The 25418-nt window shown below is 60.7% G+C and carries 21 protein-coding genes and 4 pseudogenes; 8 read left to right on the forward strand and 17 right to left on the reverse strand.

Going from position 1 to position 25418, the window contains the following annotated elements; all coding sequences use genetic code 11:
• Positions 1 to 109 precede the first annotated feature (109 nt).
• The 3 genes and pseudogenes from AC3WLY_RS13955 to AC3WLY_RS13965 all read left to right on the forward strand — a co-directional run.
• Positions 110 to 322: pseudogene (locus AC3WLY_RS13955) on the forward strand (aldo/keto reductase); the annotation flags it as partial.
• Between the two features lie 89 nt (positions 323 to 411).
• Positions 412 to 1317, forward strand: a complete 906-nt coding sequence (locus tag AC3WLY_RS13960) for a helix-turn-helix transcriptional regulator (RefSeq protein ID WP_175963476.1) — start codon at positions 412 to 414, stop codon at positions 1315 to 1317.
• 243 nt (positions 1318 to 1560) lie between these two features.
• Entirely contained in the window at positions 1561 to 2718 is a 1158-nt protein-coding gene (locus AC3WLY_RS13965) for a DUF4382 domain-containing protein (protein WP_492309520.1), read from the forward strand.
• A gap of 658 nt (positions 2719 to 3376) precedes the next feature.
• Here AC3WLY_RS13965 and AC3WLY_RS13970 read toward each other — a convergent pair.
• The 4 genes from AC3WLY_RS13970 to AC3WLY_RS13985 all read right to left on the reverse strand — a co-directional run bounded on the left by AC3WLY_RS13970 (position 3377) and on the right by AC3WLY_RS13985 (position 6073).
• Complete coding sequence (locus AC3WLY_RS13970) at positions 3377 to 3838, reverse strand: MarR family winged helix-turn-helix transcriptional regulator (protein WP_175963474.1); 462 nt, start codon at positions 3836 to 3838, stop codon at positions 3377 to 3379.
• Positions 3839 to 4000: 162 nt separating this feature from the next.
• Positions 4001 to 4714 (reverse strand): SDR family oxidoreductase, encoded by a 714-nt coding sequence (locus tag AC3WLY_RS13975; RefSeq protein WP_425132481.1) that lies wholly within the window; start codon positions 4712 to 4714, stop codon positions 4001 to 4003.
• A 72-nt stretch (positions 4715 to 4786) separates the two neighbouring features.
• Entirely contained in the window at positions 4787 to 5161 is a 375-nt protein-coding gene (locus AC3WLY_RS13980) for a hypothetical protein (protein ID WP_492309519.1), read from the reverse strand.
• A gap of 30 nt (positions 5162 to 5191) precedes the next feature.
• The gene (locus AC3WLY_RS13985) at positions 5192 to 6073 is read right to left on the reverse strand and encodes an NmrA family NAD(P)-binding protein (protein ID WP_492309518.1); all 882 of its coding nucleotides are present in this window, start codon (positions 6071 to 6073) and stop codon (positions 5192 to 5194) included.
• A 407-nt stretch (positions 6074 to 6480) separates the two neighbouring features.
• Here AC3WLY_RS13985 and AC3WLY_RS13990 point away from each other — a divergent pair, with 407 nt between their 5' ends.
• The gene (locus AC3WLY_RS13990; RefSeq protein WP_492309517.1) at positions 6481 to 7404 is read left to right on the forward strand and encodes a recombination-associated protein RdgC; all 924 of its coding nucleotides are present in this window, start codon (positions 6481 to 6483) and stop codon (positions 7402 to 7404) included.
• Between the two features lie 447 nt (positions 7405 to 7851).
• Here AC3WLY_RS13990 and AC3WLY_RS13995 read toward each other — a convergent pair whose 3' ends face one another.
• Positions 7852 to 8805 carry a DUF1176 domain-containing protein gene (locus AC3WLY_RS13995; protein ID WP_492332680.1) on the reverse strand — a complete coding sequence of 318 codons (954 nt, stop codon included), beginning with the start codon at positions 8803 to 8805 and terminating at the stop codon, positions 7852 to 7854.
• A 279-nt stretch (positions 8806 to 9084) separates the two neighbouring features.
• Here AC3WLY_RS13995 and AC3WLY_RS14000 point away from each other — a divergent pair, with 279 nt between their 5' ends.
• A complete protein-coding gene (locus tag AC3WLY_RS14000; RefSeq protein WP_076476802.1) occupies positions 9085 to 9777 on the forward strand; it encodes a formylglycine-generating enzyme family protein in 693 nt (230 codons plus the stop codon).
• A gap of 321 nt (positions 9778 to 10098) precedes the next feature.
• Positions 10099 to 10188, forward strand: a pseudogene (locus AC3WLY_RS14005) (class II aldolase/adducin family protein); the annotation flags it as partial.
• Between the two features lie 57 nt (positions 10189 to 10245).
• On the opposite strand, the gene AC3WLY_RS14010 reads toward AC3WLY_RS14005, so the two are convergent.
• From AC3WLY_RS14010 to AC3WLY_RS14045, 8 genes and pseudogenes are all read right to left on the reverse strand, one after another.
• A complete protein-coding gene (locus AC3WLY_RS14010) occupies positions 10246 to 11565 on the reverse strand; it encodes an MFS transporter (RefSeq protein WP_072439550.1) in 1320 nt (439 codons plus the stop codon).
• A gap of 55 nt (positions 11566 to 11620) precedes the next feature.
• Positions 11621 to 12829 (reverse strand): tricarballylate utilization 4Fe-4S protein TcuB, encoded by a 1209-nt coding sequence (gene tcuB / locus AC3WLY_RS14015; protein ID WP_492309515.1) that lies wholly within the window; start codon positions 12827 to 12829, stop codon positions 11621 to 11623.
• The gene (gene tcuA / locus AC3WLY_RS14020; protein ID WP_425132486.1) at positions 12816 to 14225 is read right to left on the reverse strand and encodes an FAD-dependent tricarballylate dehydrogenase TcuA; all 1410 of its coding nucleotides are present in this window, start codon (positions 14223 to 14225) and stop codon (positions 12816 to 12818) included. Before tcuA ends, tcuB begins: the two co-directional genes overlap by 14 nt.
• 63 nt (positions 14226 to 14288) lie before the next feature.
• On the reverse strand, positions 14289 to 15242 hold the full coding sequence (locus AC3WLY_RS14025) for a LysR family transcriptional regulator (RefSeq protein WP_310136269.1): 954 nt from the start codon (positions 15240 to 15242) through the stop codon (positions 14289 to 14291).
• Between the two features lie 634 nt (positions 15243 to 15876).
• A pseudogene (locus AC3WLY_RS14030) lies at positions 15877 to 16250 on the reverse strand (IS3 family transposase); the annotation flags it as partial.
• A 159-nt stretch (positions 16251 to 16409) separates the two neighbouring features.
• Positions 16410 to 17723 (reverse strand): dicarboxylate/amino acid:cation symporter, encoded by a 1314-nt coding sequence (locus tag AC3WLY_RS14035; RefSeq protein WP_492309514.1) that lies wholly within the window; start codon positions 17721 to 17723, stop codon positions 16410 to 16412.
• 46 nt (positions 17724 to 17769) lie between these two features.
• Positions 17770 to 18651, reverse strand: coding sequence for an ornithine cyclodeaminase family protein (locus AC3WLY_RS14040; protein ID WP_256260677.1), 882 nt, complete (start codon positions 18649 to 18651; stop codon positions 17770 to 17772).
• A gap of 29 nt (positions 18652 to 18680) precedes the next feature.
• Positions 18681 to 19619, reverse strand: coding sequence for a PhzF family phenazine biosynthesis protein (locus tag AC3WLY_RS14045; RefSeq protein ID WP_492309513.1), 939 nt, complete (start codon positions 19617 to 19619; stop codon positions 18681 to 18683).
• Between the two features lie 294 nt (positions 19620 to 19913).
• Here AC3WLY_RS14045 and AC3WLY_RS14050 point away from each other — a divergent pair, with 294 nt between their 5' ends.
• Positions 19914 to 20738 carry an AraC family transcriptional regulator gene (locus AC3WLY_RS14050; RefSeq protein ID WP_244096983.1) on the forward strand — a complete coding sequence of 275 codons (825 nt, stop codon included), beginning with the start codon at positions 19914 to 19916 and terminating at the stop codon, positions 20736 to 20738.
• A 496-nt stretch (positions 20739 to 21234) separates the two neighbouring features.
• Positions 21235 to 21501, forward strand: coding sequence for a hypothetical protein (locus AC3WLY_RS14055; RefSeq protein ID WP_492309512.1), 267 nt, complete (start codon positions 21235 to 21237; stop codon positions 21499 to 21501).
• A 165-nt stretch (positions 21502 to 21666) separates the two neighbouring features.
• On the opposite strand, the gene AC3WLY_RS14060 is transcribed toward AC3WLY_RS14055, so the two are convergent.
• The 4 genes and pseudogenes from AC3WLY_RS14060 to AC3WLY_RS14075 form a co-directional block, all read right to left on the reverse strand.
• Positions 21667 to 22650, reverse strand: a complete 984-nt coding sequence (locus AC3WLY_RS14060; RefSeq protein ID WP_492309511.1) for an aKG-HExxH-type peptide beta-hydroxylase — start codon at positions 22648 to 22650, stop codon at positions 21667 to 21669.
• Positions 22647 to 23954, reverse strand: a complete 1308-nt coding sequence (locus AC3WLY_RS14065; protein ID WP_492309510.1) for an MFS transporter — start codon at positions 23952 to 23954, stop codon at positions 22647 to 22649. The genes AC3WLY_RS14060 and AC3WLY_RS14065 overlap by 4 nt, the downstream gene beginning before the upstream one ends.
• A 1-nt stretch (position 23955) precedes the next feature.
• Positions 23956 to 24333, reverse strand: a complete 378-nt coding sequence (locus AC3WLY_RS14070; RefSeq protein WP_310133246.1) for a carboxymuconolactone decarboxylase family protein — start codon at positions 24331 to 24333, stop codon at positions 23956 to 23958.
• A 367-nt stretch (positions 24334 to 24700) separates the two neighbouring features.
• Positions 24701 to 25404, reverse strand: a pseudogene (locus tag AC3WLY_RS14075) (IS66 family transposase); the annotation flags it as partial.
• Positions 25405 to 25418 lie beyond the last annotated feature (14 nt).

The raw sequence follows: 25418 nt of genomic DNA on the forward strand, positions 1-25418 counted from the left end.
GACTACATGACTGACGAAATCCGCACACGAAAGTCCACGGTCCGGGCGGAAGCGACGTTTGAATGGCAGTCCGAAAGTGCGGGTCGATGGCCGTAGATGGCCGGGTGGCGTGCAGCGCTGGCTGGTACAGCGTGGCATCGTCGCTCCGGCGAAGTCCGTGCGAAAGGAGCGGATGCTGGAAAACCTGGCCGTCTTCGACTTCGAATTGTCCGAGGAATACATGCAGGCCATCGCCACGCTGGAGGCCGGCACGAGCAGTTTCTTCTCCCATCGCGATCCGGCGATCGTGAAGTGGATGAGCGAACGGAAACTCGGCCTCTGATGCGCAATCGCGGCGGCCGTCTGGCCAGTCAACCGTAATTTCGATTGGGTAGACTGCAGGGTCTCATCCTTGACCTTCTCACCGATTTTATGGCTACTGCACCGTCGGACAACGCCTCTTCCGAGTTCATTCCGGCCGACGTGAGGCAGACCGTCGTCACCCAAACATTGCCGTCCGCGCAGATCGGTATCAGTCGGCTGAAGACGGCACGAAGAAATATGGGCCGGACCGCGCCCTATGACCTCGAAGATGCCGATCTCGTCGTGTTGCAATTGCGCGCTTTCGGCGAACAGGAATTGTGGCTTGACGGACGTGCTGCTCGCTTCGTCCCCTACAACGCAGGGACCGTGACGATTCACGACCTCGACCGCAGGTGGGTGGCGGATCTGAAAGGGGCGTTCGACTGTCTCCACTTCCATCTGCCTCGCCGAACGCTGGAGGAAACGGCCGATGAAATCGGCGGCCGGCGACGACCGCAGCTTTATTTGCCGCCGCACTTGAGCGCAACCGACCCGATCGTCCATCACCTCGGACAATCATTGCTGCCCGCGTTGGCGCAGCCCGAGCATGCGTCGCAACTCTTCATCGATCATGTCGCGCTCGCTTTCCAGACGCATATCGCACGTCAGTACGGCGGTATCGGCGAGCGGCGGGAAAGGCAGACCGGCAAACTCACGCCGTGGCAGGAGCGTCAGGCAAAAGGACTCCTGTTCGAACACCTCAACGGAAAAATTTCGCTTGTCGATGTGGCGAAAGCCTGCGGTCTGTCTCGCAGTCATTTCGTCAAGGCCTTTCATCAGACCACGGGACTGCCTCCGCATCGCTGGCTGATCAATCAACGCGTAGAGCTGGCAAAAAAGTACATGCGCACGTCCCCCATGCCTCTGAACATGATCTCGGATTTGTGTGGCTTTGCGGACCAGAGCCATTTCACGAGGACATTCATGCGCCTGACCGGTGTCACACCTCGTCAGTGGCGTGCGGACAATCGTTGATTTAAGCACCGCGATACTAACTACTTCCGCGTCGCAATCGCTTTGTCCCGTGCCGCCTGCATTGCGCACGCTCCCTCGATAATCGCCGCCCTGTTCCGCTTCACTCCCCTGACGCGACATCAATCTCGCGGACGATTTACCGATAGAACCAAAAGTTACCGTTCGTTGCAAAGATGCCCAAAATAGTAGGCTGAAGCGACGCTATTCTTCGGTTACCCACAATAACACCCATGGGGGGTGACAATGAATAAGCTCTTTAAAAGTGCCCTTTGCGCTGCAATCGTGCCGTTCGTTCTTGCCGGCTGCGGCGGCGGAGACGACGGCGGCAGCGTGCAGAACGGCACGCTGCATGTCGCGATGACCGACGCACCGTCGTGCGGCTTCGATCATGTGTTCGTCACCGTGTCGCAGGTGCGCGTAAACGCCAGTTCGAACGCGGGCGACAACGACTCAGGCTGGTCGACGATCACGCTGCCGGCACCGCAGAAGATCGACCTGTTGTCGCTGACCAACGGCGCACTCGCCGATCTCGGCCAGACCGCGCTGCCGGCCGGCCAGTACCAGCAGGTCCGCCTCGTGCTCGCGCAGAACCAGGGCAACACGCTCGCGAACTCGGTCGTGCCGACGGGCGGCAGCGAGCAGGCGCTCGCGACGCCGAGCGCGACGCAAAGCGGCTACAAGATCATCTCGCCGTTCACGGTCCAACCGAACACGCTCGTCGACCTCGTGCTCGATTTCAATGCGTGCAAATCGATCGTGCAGCGCGGCAACGGCACCTATGCGCTCAAGCCGGTCGTGACGGCAACGCCGACGGTCGTGAGCGGCGCGATTTCCGGCTACGTCGCACAGGCCGAAGCGGGCGCAACGGTCTATGCCGAGCAGCGTGGCAAGGTCGTGCGCGGCACGGTGGCCGATAGCAGCGGCAAGTTCGTGCTGTCGCCGCTGATCCAGAGCTCGACGCAGGGCAATTACGACGTCGTGATCGTGCAGAACAACGTCGCGTCGGGTGTCGTCCGCTCGGTGCCGGTTGTCGTGAACACGAGCACGGCCGTGTCGACGTCGAACCTGCCGATCACGCTGCCTGCTTCGACGATGAGCACGGTCAGCGGCACGGTGACGGCGAGCGCGAACGCGCTGGTGCGCGCACTGCAGACGATCGATGCAAACGCATACGAGATCACGTCGATCAACGCAAACCTGGACACGGGCGCGTACGCGCTGTCGGTGCCGACGGCCGCGCCGATCGTCGGCACGTACTCCGGTTCGCTGCCGGTCACGCTGGCTGCGACGCCGGCGTCGGCGGGCCAATATACGATCGAAGCGGACGCAGCGTCGGGCGCAACGCAATCGACGAACGTCAATGCAACGACTAGCCAAACGAACGTCAATTTCAATTTCTGACGGTTCAACGGCATAACGGAAAGGGCCGAACGGCCCTTTCCCCTCAAACGGGAGAACGAAGTGAAAAAAGGGGTTATCGCGTTGCTTGCTGCGGCGAGCATGATCGGTGCACTCAGCGGGTGCGTGGCTTACGTTCCCGGTCCGCCGGTAGTGGTCGCGCCGCAAGGTGGTCCGGGGAACGGTTTCTGCCCGCCCGGACAAGCGAAGAAAGGCAATTGCTGATACGAGGCCCGCACAACGCGGGCCTTTCTTTTATCCGCTGTGCGCCGATGGACCGGATCAGAGCCGCAGATAAACTCGGGAAGCCAAAGCAGCTTTACGTCTGACCGATGACTATCCTGTTACCCGATACACTGCAAGCCACTCGCGATTAATGCGGCAGTACCTGCGGCCTCTCCGACAAGGCTCGGCGCACAAACCTACGCCAATACCTAAGCTCACCCTTTTGGGGATCGGCCGGTACCGCCGCCGGCTGCCGACGTCTGCGAGAGGCGACCTCCGCCCCACTCCGGACTCTCGACCCAGTACGAAATCAGCGGCTGCAAGCAAGTGCGGATTCAATCCGTCCATGCCCCATTCGTATTTGTCGACGCCGCGTCACTTCCTATCGTCCCGGGCAGCGGCGGTCTCGTGCGTTTGCGGCAATTCTTGTGGACCGTCAGTCCCCGGGGGGGCGTACCGTCACATCGCCGACGACCACTCCTCTAAGCCCCTCCCGTAGCGCCGCGACATTCTCTACGCCGTTCAACTGCTCGAACTCCCGCTGCGCTTCCCGCCATAGCGGGGCCGCTTTTTTGTGCAGGCGCCGTCCTTCTTCGGTGAGCTCGACAACGCGGCTTCGACCGTCCGTGGGCGAGGGCTTGATCGCGACGAAGCCGTCGCGCTCAAGGAAGCCAACCATCTTCCCCATCGCCGTCCGTTCGATATCGAGCCGTTCGGCAAGGGCGTTGACCGCGGCACTTCCCACCTCGTCCAGTGCGGCCAGGGTGAGGAATTGCGTAATGCGCAGGCCCGCCGGCTCGAGATGGCTATCGTAGAGGCGGGATATCTGCCTGCTCGCCTTCCTCACTGCGAAGCAGTTGCATTGATCGATTCCAAGCGGCTGGTCGAACGGCAACATCTGGTTCCACTCCTCATTTCTTTTGATTGCCGGAATGCTACGCGCACGCGCGAAGGTACGGCGGTATCTTTCGATGAAAGTCGACACTGAAAACGTTGGCGCCCCGGCAATCTGCGCGCCTCAAGTCTCGCCCCCGTAGCCGACTCTCGTCATCTGCGGCGTTTAAAGCCCTTCCGGCGGAGTAATGTAGCCCGGCACCTCAGCCGCTAGCGTACTCTTTAGCACCGCTGTACCCTCGTCGGCCATAACCTCGCTCTTGCCGGCGGCGAGAGCATCATAGGTCCGCCGCACAACATCCTCGGGGCTGGCTTTAGGCACGTCAATGCCATTGGTCAGGTCGGTATCCACGAATCCGACGTGCAGGCCGAGAACCTGAATGCCACGCTCATGCAGATGAAAGCGAAGCTGGTTCGTATAACTCCATGCTGCTGCCTTTGACGCCGCATACGGCGTCAGATACGGCCGCGGAAGCCACACGATGTCGGAAAGCACGTTGATGATCGCCGCATGCCGCTTGGCCGCCAATATCTGCTCGAAGGCCTGCGTGACGCGCACTACGCCGTAGTAGTTGGTATCGAACATGCGAGTGGATTGCGCTTCGACGTCGGCCGCCATGGGCCCGTCGATCAGCGCAGCTATGCCCGCATTGTTGATCAGCAGAGTCGTATCCGCCGCCTGTTTCGCAGCTGCAGCGATCGACGCCGTATCCGTAACATCGATCTTGACCGGCACAATGCCCGGCTCTTCAAAGCCATTCGTGTTGCGCATGCCCGCGTACACTTTCGTCGCCCCGCGACGACGTGCCTCTCGTGCAAAAGCCAGGCCCAGGCCGCGATTGGCGCCGGTGATAAAGACGGTGGCGTTCTTGATTTCCATGACAAGCTCCTTTTTTAAAGCCGCGCGCTCCGGGGAGATGCATCTTCCTCCGCTGGCCTGCGGGCGCCTGGTTCAAAGAAAAAGGTTTTCCGGAAGCTGCTTTGAAAGTGCCATCCGCAGATGGGCAGCGAGAGTCAGCACAGCGTCAAGCGGGCTCATCCGTACGCTAACGCGCGGCACTGATCCGTCGGAGTTGTGGTCGACGACGACGACCGCACTCAGGTTCTCGCCGCTCGTCAGAACGGCCTCGTACTCGAGAAAGAGCCGCGAACCGACAGCCTGAACAAATGTGGGCGTCTGCGAGGCGTAGAACGTTCCGACGGTGTTGACTGCCAGCCGGATTTCGTCGCGCCCTGATACGGGGCCACGCAACACCGAACTGACCAACTCTGCATCAGTTGTTAGATCGTCCAGAAACGGGTGACGCTCGTCTTGAGTGTGTGCCATTTTCAAACCTCGACTCGTTTGGGGTCGTGCTCACGCGAATACGGCTCGATTCTGAGTAATGAACTGCTGGACCGAGAGTGGCGGCTTTCCGGTAATTTTCTCGATGACATCGTTGGTACCCGCGAATACGCCGTCACGGTAGTTCTGAGCAACCTCGACCAGATGCTGCGTGAGGAACGGTGGAAATTTGTAGAGATTTTCCATCTTGATCCGAAACTCCTCGATGGAACTTGGCTCGTATTCGATCCGGGCACCGAGAGCCTCACTCATCGCCGCGGCGATCTCGGTATGGTTCATCTCGACGGGACCATGGAGCGCATAGATCTTGCCCTCGTGGCCTTCGGGGTTGGCCAGGACATGGGCGATAACCCGCCCCTGATCATCAGTGGCGATGGGTGCGTGACGGCCATTGCCAAAGGGAAATTCAATCTTTTTCCGGGCCCAGATCTCCTTCGCAAAATGCGGATAGACGAGCCAATCGGCAAAGAACGTGGGGCGCAGATGTGTAGTCGGAACGCCCGACCAGTCGAAGACCCGCTCGGAAACCCAGTGATCCTGGGCCGCGTGGCTTTTCGACTCCCGGCGCGCGGAAATCTGCGACATGTTGACGATCGCCTTGACGTCCGCCTCCTTTGCGGCCTGCGCGAAATAAGCTGCAGCCCCGATGATTCCTGGCGCGATCGGATGGAGAAAATAGGCCGATCGGATTCCTTCCATCGCTGCACGGATGTCATTGATGTCGGTGAAGTCTCCAACGGCGATATCGACTCCGCGCTGCCTCAGGGCGGCTGCCCGATCGTCGTCCGTGCGCACATATGCGCGCACGCGCCTGCCCATCTTGAGCAATTCGTCGATAGCGATACCTCCGGTCCGTCCGGTTGCACCGCTCACAAGTATTTCGGCCTGGTTCATGGCTTGGCTCCATTTGGAAATAAGAGCATATGCTCTCTTGCAGCCAAGATAGGAGCATATGCTTCAATTGTCAAGGCATTCTTTTCTTGTCTGCGCTGGACGCGACGATGTCGCGCCCCCTGGGAACGCTATGCTTTATCGGGCCGAAGGCATTGGGGGGACGGATCGACGGGCTGTCTGGCTACCGCCATGCCCCGAAGTTGCGGGCAAAGCACGTGAGCCTCGCGCACGGCGACAGCCGAACGTCCGCCATGGCCGACGACGCAACGCACATCGTTCACGGTCGAACGGCGGTTCACAGGGGCGGAGCGGACGCACGAATATCCACGTGGCGGCCTGGATGAATGGCGCTTCATGACCTGGAAGCATCACCGTCATATAGAATGGTGCGCTTTGCCCGTACTCCTATGTGGTTCAAAAATCTTCAGCTTCATCGTCTTCCGGCACCTTGGGCCGTTACCCCCGATCAGATGGAAAAATGGCTGGCGCCCCACGCGTTTCAGCCGGGCAGCAGCGTCGAGATGCAGAGCGTCGGATGGGCGTCGCCGCGTGACGACGGCGCGCTTGTGTATTCGATCAACCGGCAGATGCTGCTGCTGTTCCGTGCCGAAAAGAAGCTGCTCCCGGCGTCGGTCGTCAATCAGGTGACCAAGGCCCGGGCGCTTGAAGTCGAGGAGCAGCAGGGCTTCAAGGTGGGGCGAAAACAGCTGCGCGAACTCAAGGAGCAGGTTACCGACGAACTGCTGCCTCGCGCGTTCACCATTCGCCGCGATACCCGCGTGTGGATCGATACGGTGAACGGCTGGCTCGTCATCGATGCGGCTGCACAGGCTCTTGCCGACGACGTTCGCGGCCTGCTCGTCAAATCGATCGATCAGTTGCCGCTCGCCGGCGTTCATGTGGCGCTTTCGCCGGTCGCCGCGATGACGGATTGGCTGCTGTCCGGCGAGGCGCCGGGCGGATTCACCGTGGACCAGGACGCCGAGTTGCGCTCGAGCGGCGAAGGCGGCGCCACGGTGCGATACGTCGGCCACGCGCTGGAAGCGAACGACATGCGCCGGCACATCGAGGCCGGCAAACAATGCATGCGCCTCGCGATGACCTGGGATGACCGGATCTCCTTCGTGCTGACACCGTCGCTGACGATCAAGCGTGTCACGCCGCTCGACGTGATCAAGGAGGCGACGGATCCCACCGCGCAGAACGACGATGAACGCTTCGACTCGGATGTCACGCTGATGACAGGTGAATTGGGGCGGATGCTGACCAGTCTCGTCGATATCCTGGGTGGCGATCAGCACGACTCGATTCATAAGGCGGCGGCAGCCTGAACTCCGTCGGCGGTCGAGGATCATCGCGCCGCGACGGCGAGGCTTCGCGCTGACGCGACATTTCGAGGAGGACCGTCGCCGCGCTGGCGGCGGGTCGCGGCTGGGCGCTCGCGACTCGGAGCGGCCCTTCTCGTCAAACTTCCAGATCCATCGACCGCGCCACCTTAGCGCCACCTCCGGCCATCAATCGCGAAACTTTGCCGTCGTCAATGTCGAGCACACTTTGATGACGTCTGGAGACGGTGGTTGCATCAACCGCTCCTGTTCGATGACGATCTCCCGGTCTTTGATATGCCCATGTTCATGGAGAAAGTACGCCAGAGGGCCAGCAGCCGTTCGTGCCGCTGATGCCTCACTGATGCCTCACTGATGCCAGATCGTGGCGCGAACATACGCGCCGCGCTCGCAACCGAGATCGAAGGCGCCTGCGGGAACATAGGTGTTTCTTTACCTCTTTCGCGACCGATAGAGTGTGGGCCAGTCACCGGGCCCAACACCACCACAGGTATTCTGCTGCGACGCAGCCGAAATCTGAAATGCCTGACCATCCCAGATCCATTCGGCCCGAAAACCGCAATCAGCCAGCCCGCGACCCTTGGCAAAAGTCGATAGGACGCCAGTAGCAGGGTCAAAGCTCGGTTCGAACAGTGAGGAGTCTAAAACTTCCCCCGCAGGATCTCTCAGCTTGATGGGCTCCGGTGCTCCTCCACCAATGCGCGGCGCGATAAACACGTCCGATGATCCTTGGTAGGTTCCCTGAATGCATGGGAGAAAAACCAACGCCTTCTGTGTGTTGAGCGCATACGCCGCTTCTTCGAGATACTTTGACGCATTGTTCTCGCAACTACTGGCGTCCCGGATATGTTTCGTGCGCGTGATCAGGCTCTTTTCCTCTTGATCGGGCAACTGCGAAACGATCTTCCGTGTCGGTACGACCGGTAGTGACGGTGCGAGTGTGACTCGGGAGGCCGGTGCAGGGCCCTTGCGGATCAGTGCGGTAACACCCCCGATTCGTCCCTGTCGATCATCGATGCGCAACAGCGCGGCGACCATGCAATCGAGAGGAATATAAGCGCTTGCTTCCGAACCGACTTGAAGCTTTGTGCCATTGCGAAGCCGGGATACGAAGGCTGCCACGGCCGCCGGCCGCGTTGCCGACAAAGTCGCCACATTATTGGCGTAGTCGACACGCCAGGCCGACTCGTCCAGCCGCAGTGGCTCTCCATCGACACGCAGGTCACCGAGATCGATGCTGTCGTTGGTTACGACATTTAGCCGTGCTTCGAGCGAGCTGCTTGGCCCGGCCGCGCGAATGAAGCGCAAGTCTGCGCTGGATTCGCCACCGTCTGCGAAACCCTTCGCCTCGCAGGTCAAGCTCAACGCCGTAGCCAGACGGCTCAATGAGCGTCCGCGAAAAACACTAAACTTCGATACACCGGCTGAGCGATTTCATCAATTCGTTGCATTGACGGGTTGAATCCGCAAACATACAACAGTCGCTCGCGCGACGTCAGCTTCGTCCGACTATCGAACGCGCGCGCTTTTGATCCAACGCATCCTTCGTTTTGGCGCACCTCGCTACCCACTCATGCTGCTTCCGTTAACGCGAGGTAAGCCCTTGTGAGATACTGCATTGGAGGCCTTTGCCGCTGTAAGCAGCTTCTATTGTCATGAAGAAAAATGGAACATCTGTCTGAAACACTCGATATACAAACGATACGCGTTCCCGCAGGAACGATTGCATTGAGGGACGACAGAATTGGCCGTAGATGGTCTGTCGACCTACCGCACTTTTTGATCGGCCGCTATCCCGTCACTCAGGCGCAATATGCTGCGGTAACCGGACAATGGCCATCGTCATATGTCGCCGCGCAATGTCCAGTAGTCAACGTATCCTGGATTGATGCCGCCCAGTTCTGCAACATGCTTTCAAAGGCGGCCGGCCTTCTCGACTGTTATGAATTTCATGGCGATGGAACGGGGGCTTCTCTTGTCCCAGAAAGTAACGGCTATCGCCTGCCCACCGAAGCTGAATGGGAGTACGCTTGCCGCGCCGGAACAAATGGTCCGAGATACGGCAAACTCGGCGATATAGCCTGGTATAGAGAAAACTCGGGGGGGCACACGCATGAGGTGGGTCAAAAGCAAGCAAATGACTGGGGGCTTTTCGACACGCTAGGAAACGTTTGGGAGTGGTGCGCCGATCTATACGACCCAGAAGTCTATGGTTCGTATCGCGTGTTTCGTGGCGGTGGTTGGGCTGATGCCGAACGAGGCTGCCTTGCTACGAATCGACGTCGTAGCCATCCGACATTTGCAATCGATGATCTTGGCTTTCGGGTTGCCCGATCGCTTGACGCTCGTGATGGGTAATCGCGAGCACATCCGGCTTTGTCGACCAGCAGTGTTGGACGAATCTGGGGCTTGCCCGACAGCGGGCTGTTGAAGCACATCAAGTAGCAACGCGACCGAGGGAACATCCGTTATCTAAGTGCGGATTCAGGCGCTCAGCCATTGGCATGTGAGCCGGTAAAATCAGTCCGTCAACAGGTGATCGATATATGCGGCCAATGCCAGCCGCACGTTCCGATGATCGTTTGCCGACATGCAGATGAAAAATTCCCGGCAAGCCCACTCGTTGGTCAGTCGAATAGGCCGTCAGCCCATAATCTGCGCGCCGGGCACATGAGCAATCAACCACAGACGCGCCGCTCTTACGGCAAGATGGAGTGGCCTGCGTTGCTGCGCAAGCTGGACCGCATCGACCCTTCTTGTCGCCGCTGAAAACGCGAAAGCCCGGTGCAACGCCGGGGTTACGTAAACGGGCCGATGCAATCGCTATCAGGCCGACGATGCCGCCGACGCGTTGCTGCCCGCGCGGCGACGGTACAGCCTGAGCGTCGCGCACAAGCTGCAGAGCGCAGCGAAGCTCAGCCAGTAGCCTGGTGCGGCCTTGTCATGCAGGACCTGAATCAGATACGTCGATACCGCCGGCGTAAAGCCGCCGAACAGCGCCGTCGCGAGACTGAACGCCAGCGAGAAGCCCGCGACGCGCACTTCGACCGGCATCACTTCGGTGAGCGCGGCGACCATCGCGCCGTTATACATACCGAAGAAGAACGAGAACCACAGCAGAACGATCAGCATGCGCGCGAAGCTCGGTGCATCGGAGAGCCAGGACAGCGCCGGATAAGACGTGAAGATCGCCAGCATGGAAATGGCGAGCAGCAGCGGCTTGCGGCCGATGCGGTCGGAAATCATGCCACCGATCGGCAGCCAGACGAAATTCGATGCAGCCACAAGCAGCGTGACCATCAGGCTGTCGGAGGTGGACAGCTTCAGCACCGACTTCCCGAAGGTCGGCGTATAGACGGTGATGAGATAGAAGGTGGTGGTGGTCATCGCCGTCAGCAGCATGCCGCCGATGACGGTGCGCCAGTTGCCGAGCAGTATCGCAAAAATCTCGCGCGCCTGCGGATGATGCCGCCGCGCTTCGAACGCTGCGGTCTCCTGCAGCGAACGGCGCAACATGAACAGGAACGGCACGATCGCGCAGCCGATGAAAAACGGCACGCGCCAGCCCCATGCACCGATCTGCTGCGCGGACAGCCACTGGTTCAGCCCGTAACCGATGGCCGCCGCCAGGACGATGGCGACCTGCTGGCTCGCCGACTGCCAACTCGTGTAAAAGCCCTTGTTATCGGGCGTCGCCATTTCCGCGAGATAGACAGACACGCCGCCCAGTTCCGCGCCCGCCGAGAAGCCCTGCAACAGACGCCCGAGCAGCACGAGCGCCGGCGCGAGCAGGCCGATCGTCGCGTACCCAGGCACGCAGGCAATCAGAATGGTGCCGCTCGCCATGATCGACAGCGTAACGATCAGCCCGGTGCGCCGTCCGACCTTGTCGATATACGCGCCGAGAAAGATCGCACCGAGCGGACGCATCAGAAAGCCCGCGCCGAACACCGCGAAGGCGAGCATCAGCGAGGCGAACTCGCTGGTGGACGGGAAAAAGATCTTCGAGATCGATGTCGCGTAGAAGCCGAACAGAAAGAAATCGAACTGTTCGATGAAATTGCCGCTGGTCACGCGCAACACGGCGGCGGCCCTCGTCATGGGCGAAACGCCGGAGGTAGCGGCGATCGATTCTGTGCGGTTCATTGCGTCTCCTGCTTCTTATCTATAGTGATGGGCGCCCAAGGCGCCCTAGTGACTGCTAATCCGAACTGAGGCTCAGTGTGTTGCGTTGCCGCTTCTCTATCGACGATTTGAGCAACGCCGCCGAGCGGAAGATGCCGTGCGCGAACTTGCCGTAAGGCAGCGTGGCGAACAGCGCCATCACGATGCCAAGATGAATCGCGAGCAGCGACGGCATCGCCAAGGTCGTGCGGAGCGCGAGCAGCGCGAGACCGGATGCGCTCGTCAGAAGCAGGAGCGCGATGAAGCCGCGGTCCATCGGACGCTGACGGGCATCGCCCCGCTCCGGAACGCGTTTCAGGTTCAGCCACAGCAGTCCCGCCGCCCCCGCAATCAGCCCAATGCCGCCCGCGGTTCCCAGCAGCACCGGCACGCTCAGAAACGGATACGGCGCTTCCAGACCAAATGCATAGTGATAGAGCGTCGCAACTGCGGTTGCTGCAAAGCACAGCATGAAGCCGTAGAACGTCAGGTGATGGAAACGACGCCGCGCCAGTGTGAAGGCATCGCTCTCTTCGTTGCAGCCGTCGCCGTGGCCGCCGTCCAGGTACTTGAGCGTCAGCGCGTTCTTGGCCGCTTCCGCGACGGCTGGCGCGCTCGCCGTTCCTGCCGACACGTCGCGCCAGAAACGCGTGACGCCCACGCCGAGCGCGAGAATGGCGAACAGGAAAACGATGCCAAACATCGCCGCGAGCAGGTTGTGCGGGAAGATCGCGTAGAAGTTCGCTGGCGCGACATCGCCCGACAAGCCGCCGTGTAATGCCGTACCGAGCAGCAGAAACAGCGCGAGTCCGGCCGCCAGTGCCACCGACAAAGTCAGGCCGTTGCGTTTGTACAGCGCGCCGAACGACGCGGGAAACGCGTATTCGGTGTAGGTTTCGAGCCGGACTTCGGCCATCGCTTTCGGCACGTTCACGCCGAATTCGTGCGGCGGCGCGTATTGGCACGCGTGATAGCACGCGCCGCAGTTGTGGCAGAGATTCGCCAGATAGTTGACGTCCGACTTGCCGAATTCCAGGCGGCGCGTCATGGCCGGGAACACGGCGCAGAAGCCTTCGCAGTAGCGGCAGGCGTTGCAGATCTGCATCTGTCGTGCCACTTCGGTTTCGCCGGCGCTCATCGGCACAATGGGGATCACGCGCGCCGTGCTGCCGTGCGACGTTTTTTTCGTATCGACCGATAACGCCGTGCGCATGCGTTCGGGCGCGAGCGGGTCAGACTGCTGCACTGGTTGCCTCCGTCGTTTTGAGTACGGCGCGCGCGGCCTGCGTCCCGGCGATGCGCCCGAAGGCCGTGCCGATCGACATGCCGACGCCCGCTGTATAGCCCTTACCGAGCACGTTGCCGGCCATCATTTCGCCGGCCACGAACAGGTTCTCACTGGCTTTGCCGCCAAAGTGAACCTGCGCACGGTCATTGGTCTTTAGTCCGAGATACGTGAACGTGATGCCTGGCCGCAACGCATAACCGTAAAACGGCGGCGTCTCGATGCGGCGCGCCCAGTGCGTCTTGGGCGGCGCGAGACCTTCGGTGTGGCAGTCGTCGAGCGCGGTGTGGTCGAAGGTACCGTCGCGGCATGAGTCGTTATAGCGCGCGAGCGTTTCCATGAAGCGCGCTTCCGGCAGCCCGAGCTTGCGCGCGAGTTCCGGCAGCGTATCGGCCTTTTCGCCCGGAAACACCGGCGGCATGAAGCGGCCGATTGCTTTCGAGTCGATGATCGAATAGCCGATCTGCCCCGGTTGATGCGCAACGAGCCGTCCCCAGATTGCATAGCGCTTCGGCCAGAAATCCTCGCCTTCGTCGTAAAAGCGCTCGGCGTCACGATTCACCACGACGCCCAGAGACACGCAGTCGATGCGCGTGCAGATGCCGCCGTCATACAGCGGCGCGCGTGCATCGATGGCGACGCAGTGTGACTGCGACGGGTCGCCGATCATGTCCGCACCGGCGTCGGTCATATGCTTGATGAGCACGCCCTTGTTGAAGCGCGTGCCGCGAATCAGGAAGTTGTCGGCGGGCCATTCGCCGCGCTCGTTTTGCCCCCACGCTTCGCGCAGCCATTCGCGATTTGATTCAAAGCCGCCTGCCGCCAGCACGCAGGCGCGCGCCTCAAAGCGCTGGCTGCCGCTGCGCGCCGCGATGAAGAGGCTGCCGTCAAGTTCAAGCGAATCGACGGGTGTTTCATAGCGGATATCGACGCCGAGCGCTTCGGCGCTGCGGTAATACGCGTTGACGAGCGCCTTGCCGCCACCCATGAAGAACGCGTTGGTGCGGGCCACGTGCAGCGCGCCGGACAGCGGCGGCTGGAAGCGTACGCCGTGCTTCTGCATCCACGGCCGGCACGACGACGACGCGCGGATCGTCAGCCGCGCGAGATGCTCATTCGTGATGCCGCCGGTGACTTTCAACAGGTCCTGCCAAAATTCCTCTTCCGGATAGGCATCGACGAGAACGTCCTGCGGCGCATCGTGCATGCAGCGCAGATTGCGCGTGTGTTGCGAGTTGCCGCCGCGCCATTCGCGCGGCGCGGATTCGAGAAGCAGGACCGAGGCGCCCGCTTCGCGCGCCATCAATGCGGCACACAGCGCGGCATTGCCTCCTCCGATTACGAGCACATCGACCATCAGACTTGTCTCCTTTTGGACAAATCGTAAAGGTCTCGTGCCCGCGTCGCTACCAGCCAGCCGTCAAGGGGTCTTCACTTTTTGTGAAGGCCGAGGCTCCCGCAGCCGCGCACCGGGCCAGCGCCCCTCCTGCACCAGTTGACGGGCGACATCGGCGAGCACCACGCGCGCAGCGAGACCGGCGGGAGACAGTTCGTCGTCGGAGATGCTGGCGAGCATGTTGTGCCGTGTGGCGTATTTATCCGCGACGGGCACGCTCGTCAGTATCACGTTCTCGGGCCTTGCGAGCGCCGCGCCAGGCTGTATGGTCGCGCCGATGCCGGTGCGGACGAAGTCCATCAGGAGTGCAAGGCCGTCGACTTCGGCGACGATGTTCGGCTCGTATTCGGCGCGCCTGAACGCTGATAACAGCAGCGAACGCAGCCCATGCGTGCCGCTGGGAAGAACGAGCGGAAGCCTGCCGAGATTTTTCAGCCGGACGGATGCGCTCGTCGGCATGCCATCGAGATCGCCCGCGCCGATCAGGAACAGCCGCTCGTCCAGCAGCGGCAGCACGCTCCAGCGTTGTGCGGACTCCTCGCGGAACAGCACGGCGAGATCGATCTGACGCGCGCTCAGCATGGATGCAAGATAGCCGGAGAGACTTTCGACCATGTGCAGCCGCACATCGGGATAGCGCGAGCGCATGGCCTGCATGAATGCGACACCTAGCACGCTCGCCGTGCTCGGCGCCATGCCGACGCTGACATGGCCCGACAGACGGGCTGAGCGTGCAGCGAGCGCGGCATCGTCGATATGACGCAGCGCGAGTTGCGCCTGACGCCAGAACGCCAAACCTGCGTCGGTTGGAACGACGCCGCCCGAGGTGCGTTGCAGCAGACGTGTGGACAGTTCACCTTCGAGACGGCTGATCTGCTGACTCAATGCCGAGGTCACCACGCCGAGTTCCAGCGCTGCCTTGCCCATGCTTCCGTGTTCCACGGCGCTGAGAAAATAGCGTAGTTGTCTGAGTTCCATTCCGCGATCAGTCAGGAGGAGTAAGCGGGTATTTTGACAGAACGTCGTCGGACCATCCTCGGCATAGGCGCCGCAACGCGTCCCCTATAGCGTCTGCGACCGGCGTGAAAACGGACTCTCGAATGACCTTCCAACGGCCCGGTTGAATCCGCCACCCTCAACAGCCGTTCAGGCTCCCTCTACCGCAACGACCGCTTCCAAGCCGCACCCGCCGCTCGCCTGACCGAGTTGGCCAGATAGGCGTCCTGCGAATATCCTGCGCTATCAACCACGCCTGAAATCGCAAAGGCTTCGTCTTGATCGTGTATCGTTTGTCAATAAAGTTGAGCGGCATATGTGAATAAAATCAATGGCTTGAAAAACATTCTGCCATGATTGCTCGCTTCATTTTGCCATACAAGTTGAGCAAAATCCGCTGAATTGACACGAAATACGAGCACTCGCTAATAGGCTTGATTCTTCCCAAGATGTGGCGGTCTATCGATCGATTTTCGTCAAGATAGGCCGAGCACTATAGCGGAAGTGGCCTCCCACGCCACCTCCGCTCACAACTCTAGTCGGCGGGACTAGCATTGACGGGAGCCATCATCAAATGCGTCAGGGCTTCCGCCACTTGTCCGGCTTCCCGGCACGCCGCAGCCTGCTCGGACACCAATGAAGCAGCTGGTCGGCCGGCCTTGCCAACCACGCATTTCCTGGCCTCCGGATAGCGCTCGCGAACCCACTTCGACAGTTTCTGGCGACAGGGATAGCCCAATCTCCTGAGGATGAAGGCGAAGCAGCGCCCGTGGTTGACGTAATGCCCGAGTGCTACTTTCATTCTTCGGAGTACATCGGCATTACGCGAACATACCCCCGCCGCAGATCGCCGCTCTTCTCGAGTTCGTTACACCACGCCTTCAGAGAATTCTTCGTCAAATAACCCAACGGGCGAATGGTCGCCTTGCTTCGCCCCCCGAGTTGCAGATACAACTCGACCGCCCGAACGCGTTCTTGGTATGAATACATGGACTACCTCCAAAGTAGTCCACGATTTTGTCCGCATCCCCGGTGGGTTAAGACTCGGTGAAAATCAACACTCTAGCCACTGCGGAAGGCGAGCGTCACAGCAGATCACAACGCAGCCTTTTCGGCAGCCTACGCTTATAGAGTGGTTGGAGCAGCACCTCACACTCCCGCAATAGCCCCTTCGTCGTCCGAGCGAGTCCCGTCCTTGTGATGTCCGCCGGCATCATCGACCGAAACATCCGCGGACGACGGCGCGAGCACGTTTTCCCATTTCGCGACGGCGGCCGAGGCGACCGCATTACCCAGCACATTGGTCGCCGTGCGCCCCATGTCCAGGAAATGATCAACGCCGATGATAAGGAGCAGCCCGGCCTCGGGGATATTGAACTGGCCCAGTGTCGCGGCGATGACGACCAAGGAGGCGCGCGGCACCCCGGCCATGCCTTTGCTGGTCAGCATCAGGATGGCAAGCATCGACAACTGCTGCACGAACGACAGATGAACGCCATACGCCTGCGCAATGAACAGCGTGGCAAATGTGCAGTACATCATCGTGCCGTCGAGATTGAACGAATAGCCGATCGGCAAAACGAAGCTCGCGATACGTTCGGGGACACCGAAACGGACCAGTTGTTCCAGCATCTTCGGATAAACGGACTCGCTGCTGGCCGTACTGAAGCCGATCAGCATCGGCACGCGCATGAAACGCACAAGCGAAAATACCCTGCGCCCGAACAACACGCCACCGGCCAATACCATCAGAAGCCATAGCACGATCAGGCTTCCGTAGAATTCGCCCATGAACCGGCCAAAGGTTACGAGAACCGACACGCCGCGCGTCGTCACGACGTTCGCGATCGCACCGAACACCGCGAAAGGCGCGAGCGCCATCACATAGCCGGTCACTTTCAGCATGACGTGAGCGACCTGGTCGAGCATGCGAACGACGAGTTGCGCCTTGTCGCCCAGCGTCGTAAGCCCGACGCTGAAGAAGGCGGCGAACACCACGATCTGCAGGATTTCGTTGTTCGCCATCGCCCCCACAATGCTGCTGGGCACTAGATGCACCACGAATTCCTTGGGCGACAGCCCGCTCGTGCTCAACCCGGTCGAGGCGTTGATCGCGGGCAACGGCAGGTTGAGCGCGCTGCCGGGCTTCAACCAGTTGGCGATCAGCGCGCCCAGCGCGAGCGAGATGAACGACGCGAAGAGAAACCAGCCCAGCGTCCTGATCCCGATGCGGCCCACCGCGCGCACATCGCCGATCTTCGTCACACCGATGACGAGTGAGCAGAACACGAGCGGCGCGATGATCATCTTGACCAGGCGCAGAAACACGTCGGCGAGAAGCGAGAAATAGCCGCCGACCTGGTTGGCTGCATCCGCGTTGGGCAGCATCGCGTGACAGGCAACGCCGATCGCGATGCCGAGCACCATCCCGACAACAATGCGTGCAGCAAGAGGAAATCTCATGATTGTCTCCAAGCGTATCTTTGACAAACGACATTGACGAGAGGCGTCACGCGCCAAGCCGCAGGTAAGCCATATGCGCGACGGCCGCGTCCTGCAGGGCGATGCCGACTGCCTTGTAGATCACGATGTCGGGGGCGTCCCGTGCGCGCTGCTCGTCGGCGCCGATGACGGTCGAAAGGTCCACCATCGTCCTGCTGTCGATCACGGCACGCGACGGGCGCAGCAGGTCACCCGTTTCGAACGGCGTCTGCTGCATCCAGTCCACGACGATGCGCGAGGCCGCGAGCAACGACGCGTCGTCGAGTTCGCGTTGATCGGGACGCGTCGCGCCGATACTCGCGACGAATGCACCCGGTCGTAGCCACTCGCCGCGTATGACCGGTTCGGATGCACGCGTTGCGACGACAACGATGTCGGCCGCGGCGCACGCTTCGGCATCGACCACCGATACGTTGAGACCGAACCGATGCCCGAGGCTGTCGGCAAGTGCATGCGCGGATACGGCATCGCGGCTGTGAATCATCACTGCGCGCAATCCGGCTCGTCCGGCCAAGGCCTCGGCATGAGCCCGCGCCTGCACGCCACTGCCGAACAGTCCGAGGCGTCGGCTCCCCGGACGCGCCAGATGTCGGGCCGCAAGCGCGGTGGTCGCGGCCGTGCGCACGCCCGTGATCGCATCGCCCTCGAGCATCGCGAGGAGCCCGCCATCGACGAGCGAAAACAGCGCGATGTAAAAGCGGAACTGGCCGTCGATCGTCGTGTACATCTTTATCGCCGCGACCTTGGCCAGGCCCAGCATTGCGCTCATTGCGCTGAACTTCACGTCGGACAAGCCGATGCGTGCGCGAGGCTGAACGGCCGCTGTGCCGTTCTGCAGGTCAAGATAGGCATCGCGAATGGCGTCCGATGCGAGGCGCACGTCGAGCACTGCCGCGATCTGGTCGTTGGTAAAGATCTTCATTGCTGCGGCTCCAGCATCATGCTTTCGACTGCGCCGCTGATCCAGCAGCCCGCGTCGGCGTTGTCGGGGTCTCGCATTTCGACCCGGATGCTGGACGGCTTGCCCATCGCGTACCCTTGATGCACGGTCATGCCCGACGCGCCGTGCGCGAGCAGGCCGTAGTGCAACGCACCGTAGAGGGTCGCGGCCGCGGCGATACCCGTCGCCGCATCTTCCGGATACCCGGACGAGCGCGGAAACTGGCGCGCGTGCACCTCGAGAGGTTGTGTACGCTCGACCGCAAACGGATAAAGGCCCGTCGATTCGAGCTGGTCACATAGCGCCTGCACCTTTTCGAAGGACGGCGTCAGTGCATGAAGTCGCTGCACCGAGCGAATCGGTATCAGCGTCTTGGTCCGGCTCGTCGTGGCGTTGACGATGCCGAGAGCATCCAGATCGTCAGCATCGATGCGCAGCACATCGCATATCGCGGCGTGCAGCCGCGCGTCTTCGATCGATTGCACGATGCCTTTGGGCTGGCTCACTTCGATGGATTGCGTGCTTTCGTCAAAGCGAGCGTCGACGATGCCGCTCAACGTCTCGAGCGTCGCGACGCGGGATGTCCAGCGGCCAAGCCGCCGCAGAAGCCACAATGCGCCGAGCGTCGCATGACCGCACATCTCCATCTCGTGCTGGGGGACGAAGAAGCGCAGACGATACGTGCTGCCCGTATCACGCGGTGCGCACACGAATGCGCTTTCGTGACCGTAGCGCGCGGCGATCGCCATCATCTCGTCCGCCGACAGCGAATCCGCATCCAGTACGACGGGCGCGGGGTTGCCGCCGCCCTGCCCTGCGGGAAAGACGCGCACGAAATGCATGCCACCGTGCGGGGGTAACCGGGATGTGGCATTGGGGGAATGAGGCAACAAGGACGGGACATTCTCGACCGACATGAACTGGCTCCAGCGTGTAAGTGACGCCAGCATGCCGAACGGGAACCAAAGTTTCGCCGCCTATTGGGCCACGACAAGCACACAACCGGGCCAATCGGGCGTCCGGCCCACCGCGCGGGAGTCCGCGCACACCCGTGTTTTCCCTGAGAACCGGGCTTGGCTGGCTGCGTGAGTGCCCGGCTACGTGCACGGAAGGTTGTACCGCTATACTGGGACATCCCATTGATACAGCGGTCCACAAGGCCCGCTATGGCCAGTCGCTACCCACCGCATGGAGCGCCCAAGGGTAAATTCGTGAAGCACTATCCGACCGCCAATACCCACTTGTCCGAAAATCGCATTGCCGATGTTCGGCAGGTTTCGATCGGCGATTACCGCACGCAGCCCCACGAACATGACGAGTACATGTTCTTGCTGCCGCGCACCGGCCAACTGATCCTGAACGTCGAATCGAACGCCTCGCCCTTGCGCCTGGCGCCCAAGTCGTTTGTCGTGGTGCCGCCGCAGCGCCTGCACGATACGCACGGCTATCGGAAGGAGCAGGAACACGTCGCCGTCTATGTGGCGAGTGATTTCGTCGCGTTCTGCGAGCGCAAGGCGCAAAGAAGCCTGTCGTGCGCGAAGATTGCCATCCGGTCCGCGCCGTTGGCGCTGCTCAACGCGGTGCGTCTCGCCACCGACACCGGTCAGCACGACGTCGGCGAACTCGCGGCCTATCGGCGGGAACTGACTAACAAGACGTTGGCGGCCACGTGCGTCGAAGCGGGACTGATCGCGGGCCATCTGCCGTTGACACCCATCGACGCGCGCCGTGAACTCGTGAAAGACATTCGGGGATTTCTCGACGCGACACTCGATCAATCGATGGGGCTCGATCGCATTGCCTACGAGTTCGGTCTGTCACGGCGCACGTTGACGCGCCTGTTTCGCGACGTCACTGGCGAATCCATCGTCGACTATCAATCGCGGCAGCGTGTGCATCACGCCACGCAGCTATTGCAATCACCCGGCATGACGGTCGTTATGGCGGCGGCAGCGGTCGGTCTCGATTCACCGTCCTATCTCGCCCGCCTGTTCCGGAAGCACGGATTGGCGCTACCGCGATCCTTCAAGGCGTAACCTCGAAGTGCACATGCCCGAAGCGCCGATGGCGACGCGGCATCCCCGGATCTTCTGAAGGCTGAAATGTGCCAGCCTCAGTACTCGGGCGCGAGGAGGACGTATCGTCAGTCTAGAATTTGCCATCTATTTCCCTGACCTGCCTTATTTCTTCGGGCCATTTCAATCTTGGATAACGGCCCCGGTTGAATCCGCAATCGACCCGGAGCTGCCGGTCGCGGATGCAAGGTAGCTTGCCAGGAAGCCGCCGTCCGACACTGCTCGTCGGCAACGCACACTCACGCCCAATCTGCTCTTTCGCCAAGTTCGATTCGACGCCCGAATTCAGTCGTTCGACTCCTGGGATTCAACGGCCTAAGAACACTGTAAACCGGTGATTGCATGGGCCGGGAAGCGAGAGGGCCGCGATCTTTTGGGCCAGCGGAATGTCCGTTTCCGCACTGCATGGCGGACATCGGTATCATTGCGCCAGATGCATACTGGTAAAGGATGCGATATGAAACACGCTGGCCCCGACGCGCTTGATCGACTCGAAAGTGTGTTGCGTCGATTGCGCGAGATACCGAAACTGACTGAAAGGTCGCGAGGAGTATTTTATTGCAGCAGTAAAGCATTCCTTCATTTTCACGAAGATCCGACCGGGCTCTACGCCGATTTGCGCCGGACCGAATGGTTCGAGCGATTCCCGATGAATTCGAGGACAGAGAAAGATGAGTTTTTGCGTCTGGTTAGTCTTGCAGTGGCGAAACCGGGGGAGCGTTGAATTCTCAGTCGTTAACCGACCGCATCAACCGGAGCACGCGGTGGCGACTGCACGTCTGTCCCGATGCGCGCAAATCCACCGTGACTTTGCAGTAGCGTCTTTGCCTTCCCGCAACAGCCCTGATTTGCGGTCGAGCAGCTTGGGCGCTTTGGCACGCAGCCTCAATCAGCAGGACGCCAGCGATTTCGCACAATCCTGCCCCTCATGAATCAATTCCCGCGCGACGTCGGACAAAACGCCATGACGCTCGATCGTCGAGAAGCCGGCATCGAGCCGGGCATGGTACAGCCCGAGCATCTCCTTGATCGTGGCCCGATCGGCGTCAGATAGCACCGCACGCTCAAGAATGCGCGTAAACGCAACCAATAGGCGTTGTATGACAAACGTCGCGTGATAGATCGCAAGCATGTCGCGGGCATCCCGACGCAGCGGAGACGCATACTTTGTTTCCGGGCTGTTGTGAACGAGTTCCTCGCGCAGATTGATGCCATATAGGTAGGTATGCGCCGCCTCGTGAACCAGCTTGTCGAGCAGGAAGATCCAGCTCAGGTCGATCTCCCCGTTCACGAGAATCATCGATTGAAGCTTGTCACCCGTTAGCGATAACGCACGCTCGCTGGTCGCACCGGCGGATTCAAAAAAGACGATCGAGCCGGCGAGGATCTCGATCTCCGCGGCGAGTTCCGCATAAGCGGCTTCAAGCACCCGAACGCCGTGTGTCATGGCCGCTTCCGCGAGTTGCTCCTTTTCCCGGGGCAGAGGCCGCAAGACAATCTCCGTATAGGAGGTGCCGCCCGAGATTTCGTCCAGCACCTCACGCAGCAACTCGCGATCGATGCGCGACGCCGGCGTGAATCGAGGCAGCGTTTCGTATCGGTCGCGCGCCATGACCATGAGCAGGCGCGACGCTTCCGGCAACTTGTTCAGCTCCGCCAAGCGGATCACATAGTGGTAAGCGAAGCTGTGAAATCCATTGAATCCGGCGGGCTGCAAGGCTGCGAAGTGCGCGTGGACGCTGTCGGGAAACAGCGCCGGCGCGTGGGCCGTGAGCTGTTCGAGCAGATCCTCGTACGCGGACTTCAGTTGGGATTTGAACCCCGTCGACAGCGACGAAGCCACACCCGCCAGCGGAAGAAAGGGATAGGTCATGACAGTGATTGAAGGTCGAACAGTTCTCGATTGGTTTGGAGATAGTGGGGCAAGCCACTATCTCCGGAATTGAGCATGAGCCTCAACGGCCTGGAAAAGACGATGCAGAGGAGTGCAAGCACGAAAAGTTCGCTGCCGTAGATGATGACGGCGTCGGGCGACAGTGTCTTGAGGGCCACGCCCGATATCCAGATGCCGAAAGGAGCGGCAGCGGTGCAAAGAAACATCAGGCTCGATTCCATGCCGGTGCGGTGTCCTTCCGGAATCGCCATCGCCCGCTTCGAATTGACGGTAACGTTGAACGTCGTCAACCCGACACCCAATGCGAAACCCAGCACGCACCAGGTGACGAGATGGTGCGTGCAACCGAACGCAAAAATGGAGGCGCCGATCATTCCGATGCCGACGCTCGAAATTGCATGATCGGAAGCGATGCGCCGGGCTTGCTGGATCAGCAAGGCAGAAGCCCCCAATACGCCCGCGCCCAATGATAGCTCGATGCAGGCCACGTTCAGCATCGTGCCGCCCTCCGCGAGAACCTTGGCTGGCAACAGGAAGAATACGAACGGGACGAACAGCATGTTGGCGAGCAGCGACGCCGCCGCGATCGCCCGCTCGGCTCGAATGCCGAGTACCCGTTGCATCCCGTGGCGCAGGTCCCGGAAGAACGACGGTGCCGGCCCGGCACGCGTTCGCACGGGCTGCACCGCACTGAACGACATGTGGAAGACGAGCGAGGCCACGACGCCGAGACAACTGCTCGCGGCACTCAGCCAGAGCGCGGACTCGCCTCCGAACGCCCCGATCATGAAGCCCGCCAGCGTCGGGCCGAACAGGATGTTCAGGATGAAACCCGATGCCTTCAGGCGCAAGCCGCTGCGAACCTCGTCGGCATCGGGCGAAATCTCGGGTATCAGCGGGGTGCTCAGCGGCATCAGGGCCGCCACGGCGATGCTCGAGGTCACGCTGGCGATGACGATAACGACGACAAGCCAATTCGCGTGGGTGGCGTGAAGCGTACGTGCGCCGCCGACGACCGGGATCACCGATGCAAGTGCGAGCAGCGATGCACCCAGCAACACGGTACTCTTGCGGATTCGCTCGGCGACAACGCCCACGAATGGAAGGAACAGCAAGGTCGTCGCCCACGTCGCGATCAGCGTCAGCGTGAGCGCCGACGGGCTTGCGATGTCCTTCAGCAAAAGCCACGTGGCATAGAACTGCAGGATGCGCGACGAAACCGTCACGGCCGCGTCGGCGAACACATAAGTCACGATCAGTTGCCATCGGGTCGAGGGCATCATGCTATTCGCTCTTCTGAAACTCGTCGGCAACGGATTTGAAAATGGCTGCCGCGTTGAACGCCCGTGCGTTCCCGGCAAAAACCTGCACCTGAATGAATACCTCGCGAATTTGTTCGATCGGTATGCCGAGGTGCAGGGCGGCGCCAAGTTGAAAACGCAACTGATTCTCGCAGCCGCCCATGGCGCTGATTACCCCGAGCGTGACGAGGTGCCGTGTCTTCAGATCAAGGCCGGGTCGGCGATACGCGTATCCGTAAATGTCGGAAGCCAGTTTATCGACGAGATCGGGAAATACCGGCCGAACGGTCTCGTTGGCCAGCCGGACGCCGTCTGGATTGAACATCTGAAGCAGGTCGCCGTTCTGTTCGATGGGGCTCATCGGTCGCCTCGGTCCGATATGGCGGATCCCGGGATCCGCCGTCGACAATTCACTACGCTGCCGTCACTTCAGGGCAGTGGTAATCGCGTGGACGATTTTGCTTTGTGCACCTTTCATGATCATCTTGTTTTCGATCTTCATCTGAAGCTCCATGTATGGAAAATTAAGGAGATCCGAAAGAAATGTTCGGAATCCATGCAGTTCTTCTCGAACCGCGGAGTAATGCTTGCAGGTAAACAAATTTAGGTAAAGCAAAAAAATATTAGATGAATTGCCGGGAATTTGATGAATTCAATCGTATGCGATCCATCAGCGACGCCCCTCAGAGTGAGATGGCGAGGCGCGTGAGATGTGGCAGGAACGTGGGTCAGCGGAGATCGGCGGGCATCATCCAGGGCAACAGCGCGTCGTAGTCGTCGACGCTCTTTGCCAGCGGCAGACGCTGGAACAGCCAAGTGAGGTAGCGGTAGGGATCAATGCGATTCGCGCGGCACGTCTCGACCAACGAGTAAAGGTTCGCGCTCGCCTCGACGCCATGAACGGTGTCGGCGAACAACCACGAGCGGCGTCCAACGCAGAACTGGCGAATCGAGTTCTCGCAGGGATTGTTGCTGATGGGCCAGTTGCCGTTCTCGACGTAGCGGATCAGCTTCGGCCATTGCTCACGCAGATAGGTCAGCCCCTTGCCGAGCAAGCTTTTCGGCATGACGCCCGGCGATTGCTCGAGTGCAAGCGCATGGATGGCATCGAGTACACGGACGCTGTATCGCCGTCGCAAACGCTGTCGGCGCTCGACCTCCCACGTTTCGGTGCGCGCCTCCGCGGCGAACAGCCTGCCAATCAGCTTGATGAAGCGCGACGCGAGTAGATCCGATTTGCGCGCGGCTTTCGGTACGCTGTCCTCCGCCTTGACGAAGTAGCGTTTCACGTGCTCCCAAGGTGTTCGAGCTCGTAACGCTGCGCGATGTCGTTGTAGGGTTCGTAGCCGTCCGTCATCAGGACCGCGCCCTTGCGGATGCCGGCGAACAGTTTGTCAGCGAGCTTGGTACCTCGTCCGGGCGTATAGGTGAAGCGTATGCGGTCTT

This window comes from Burkholderia sp. FW306-1C-G01B (assembly GCF_058781685.1).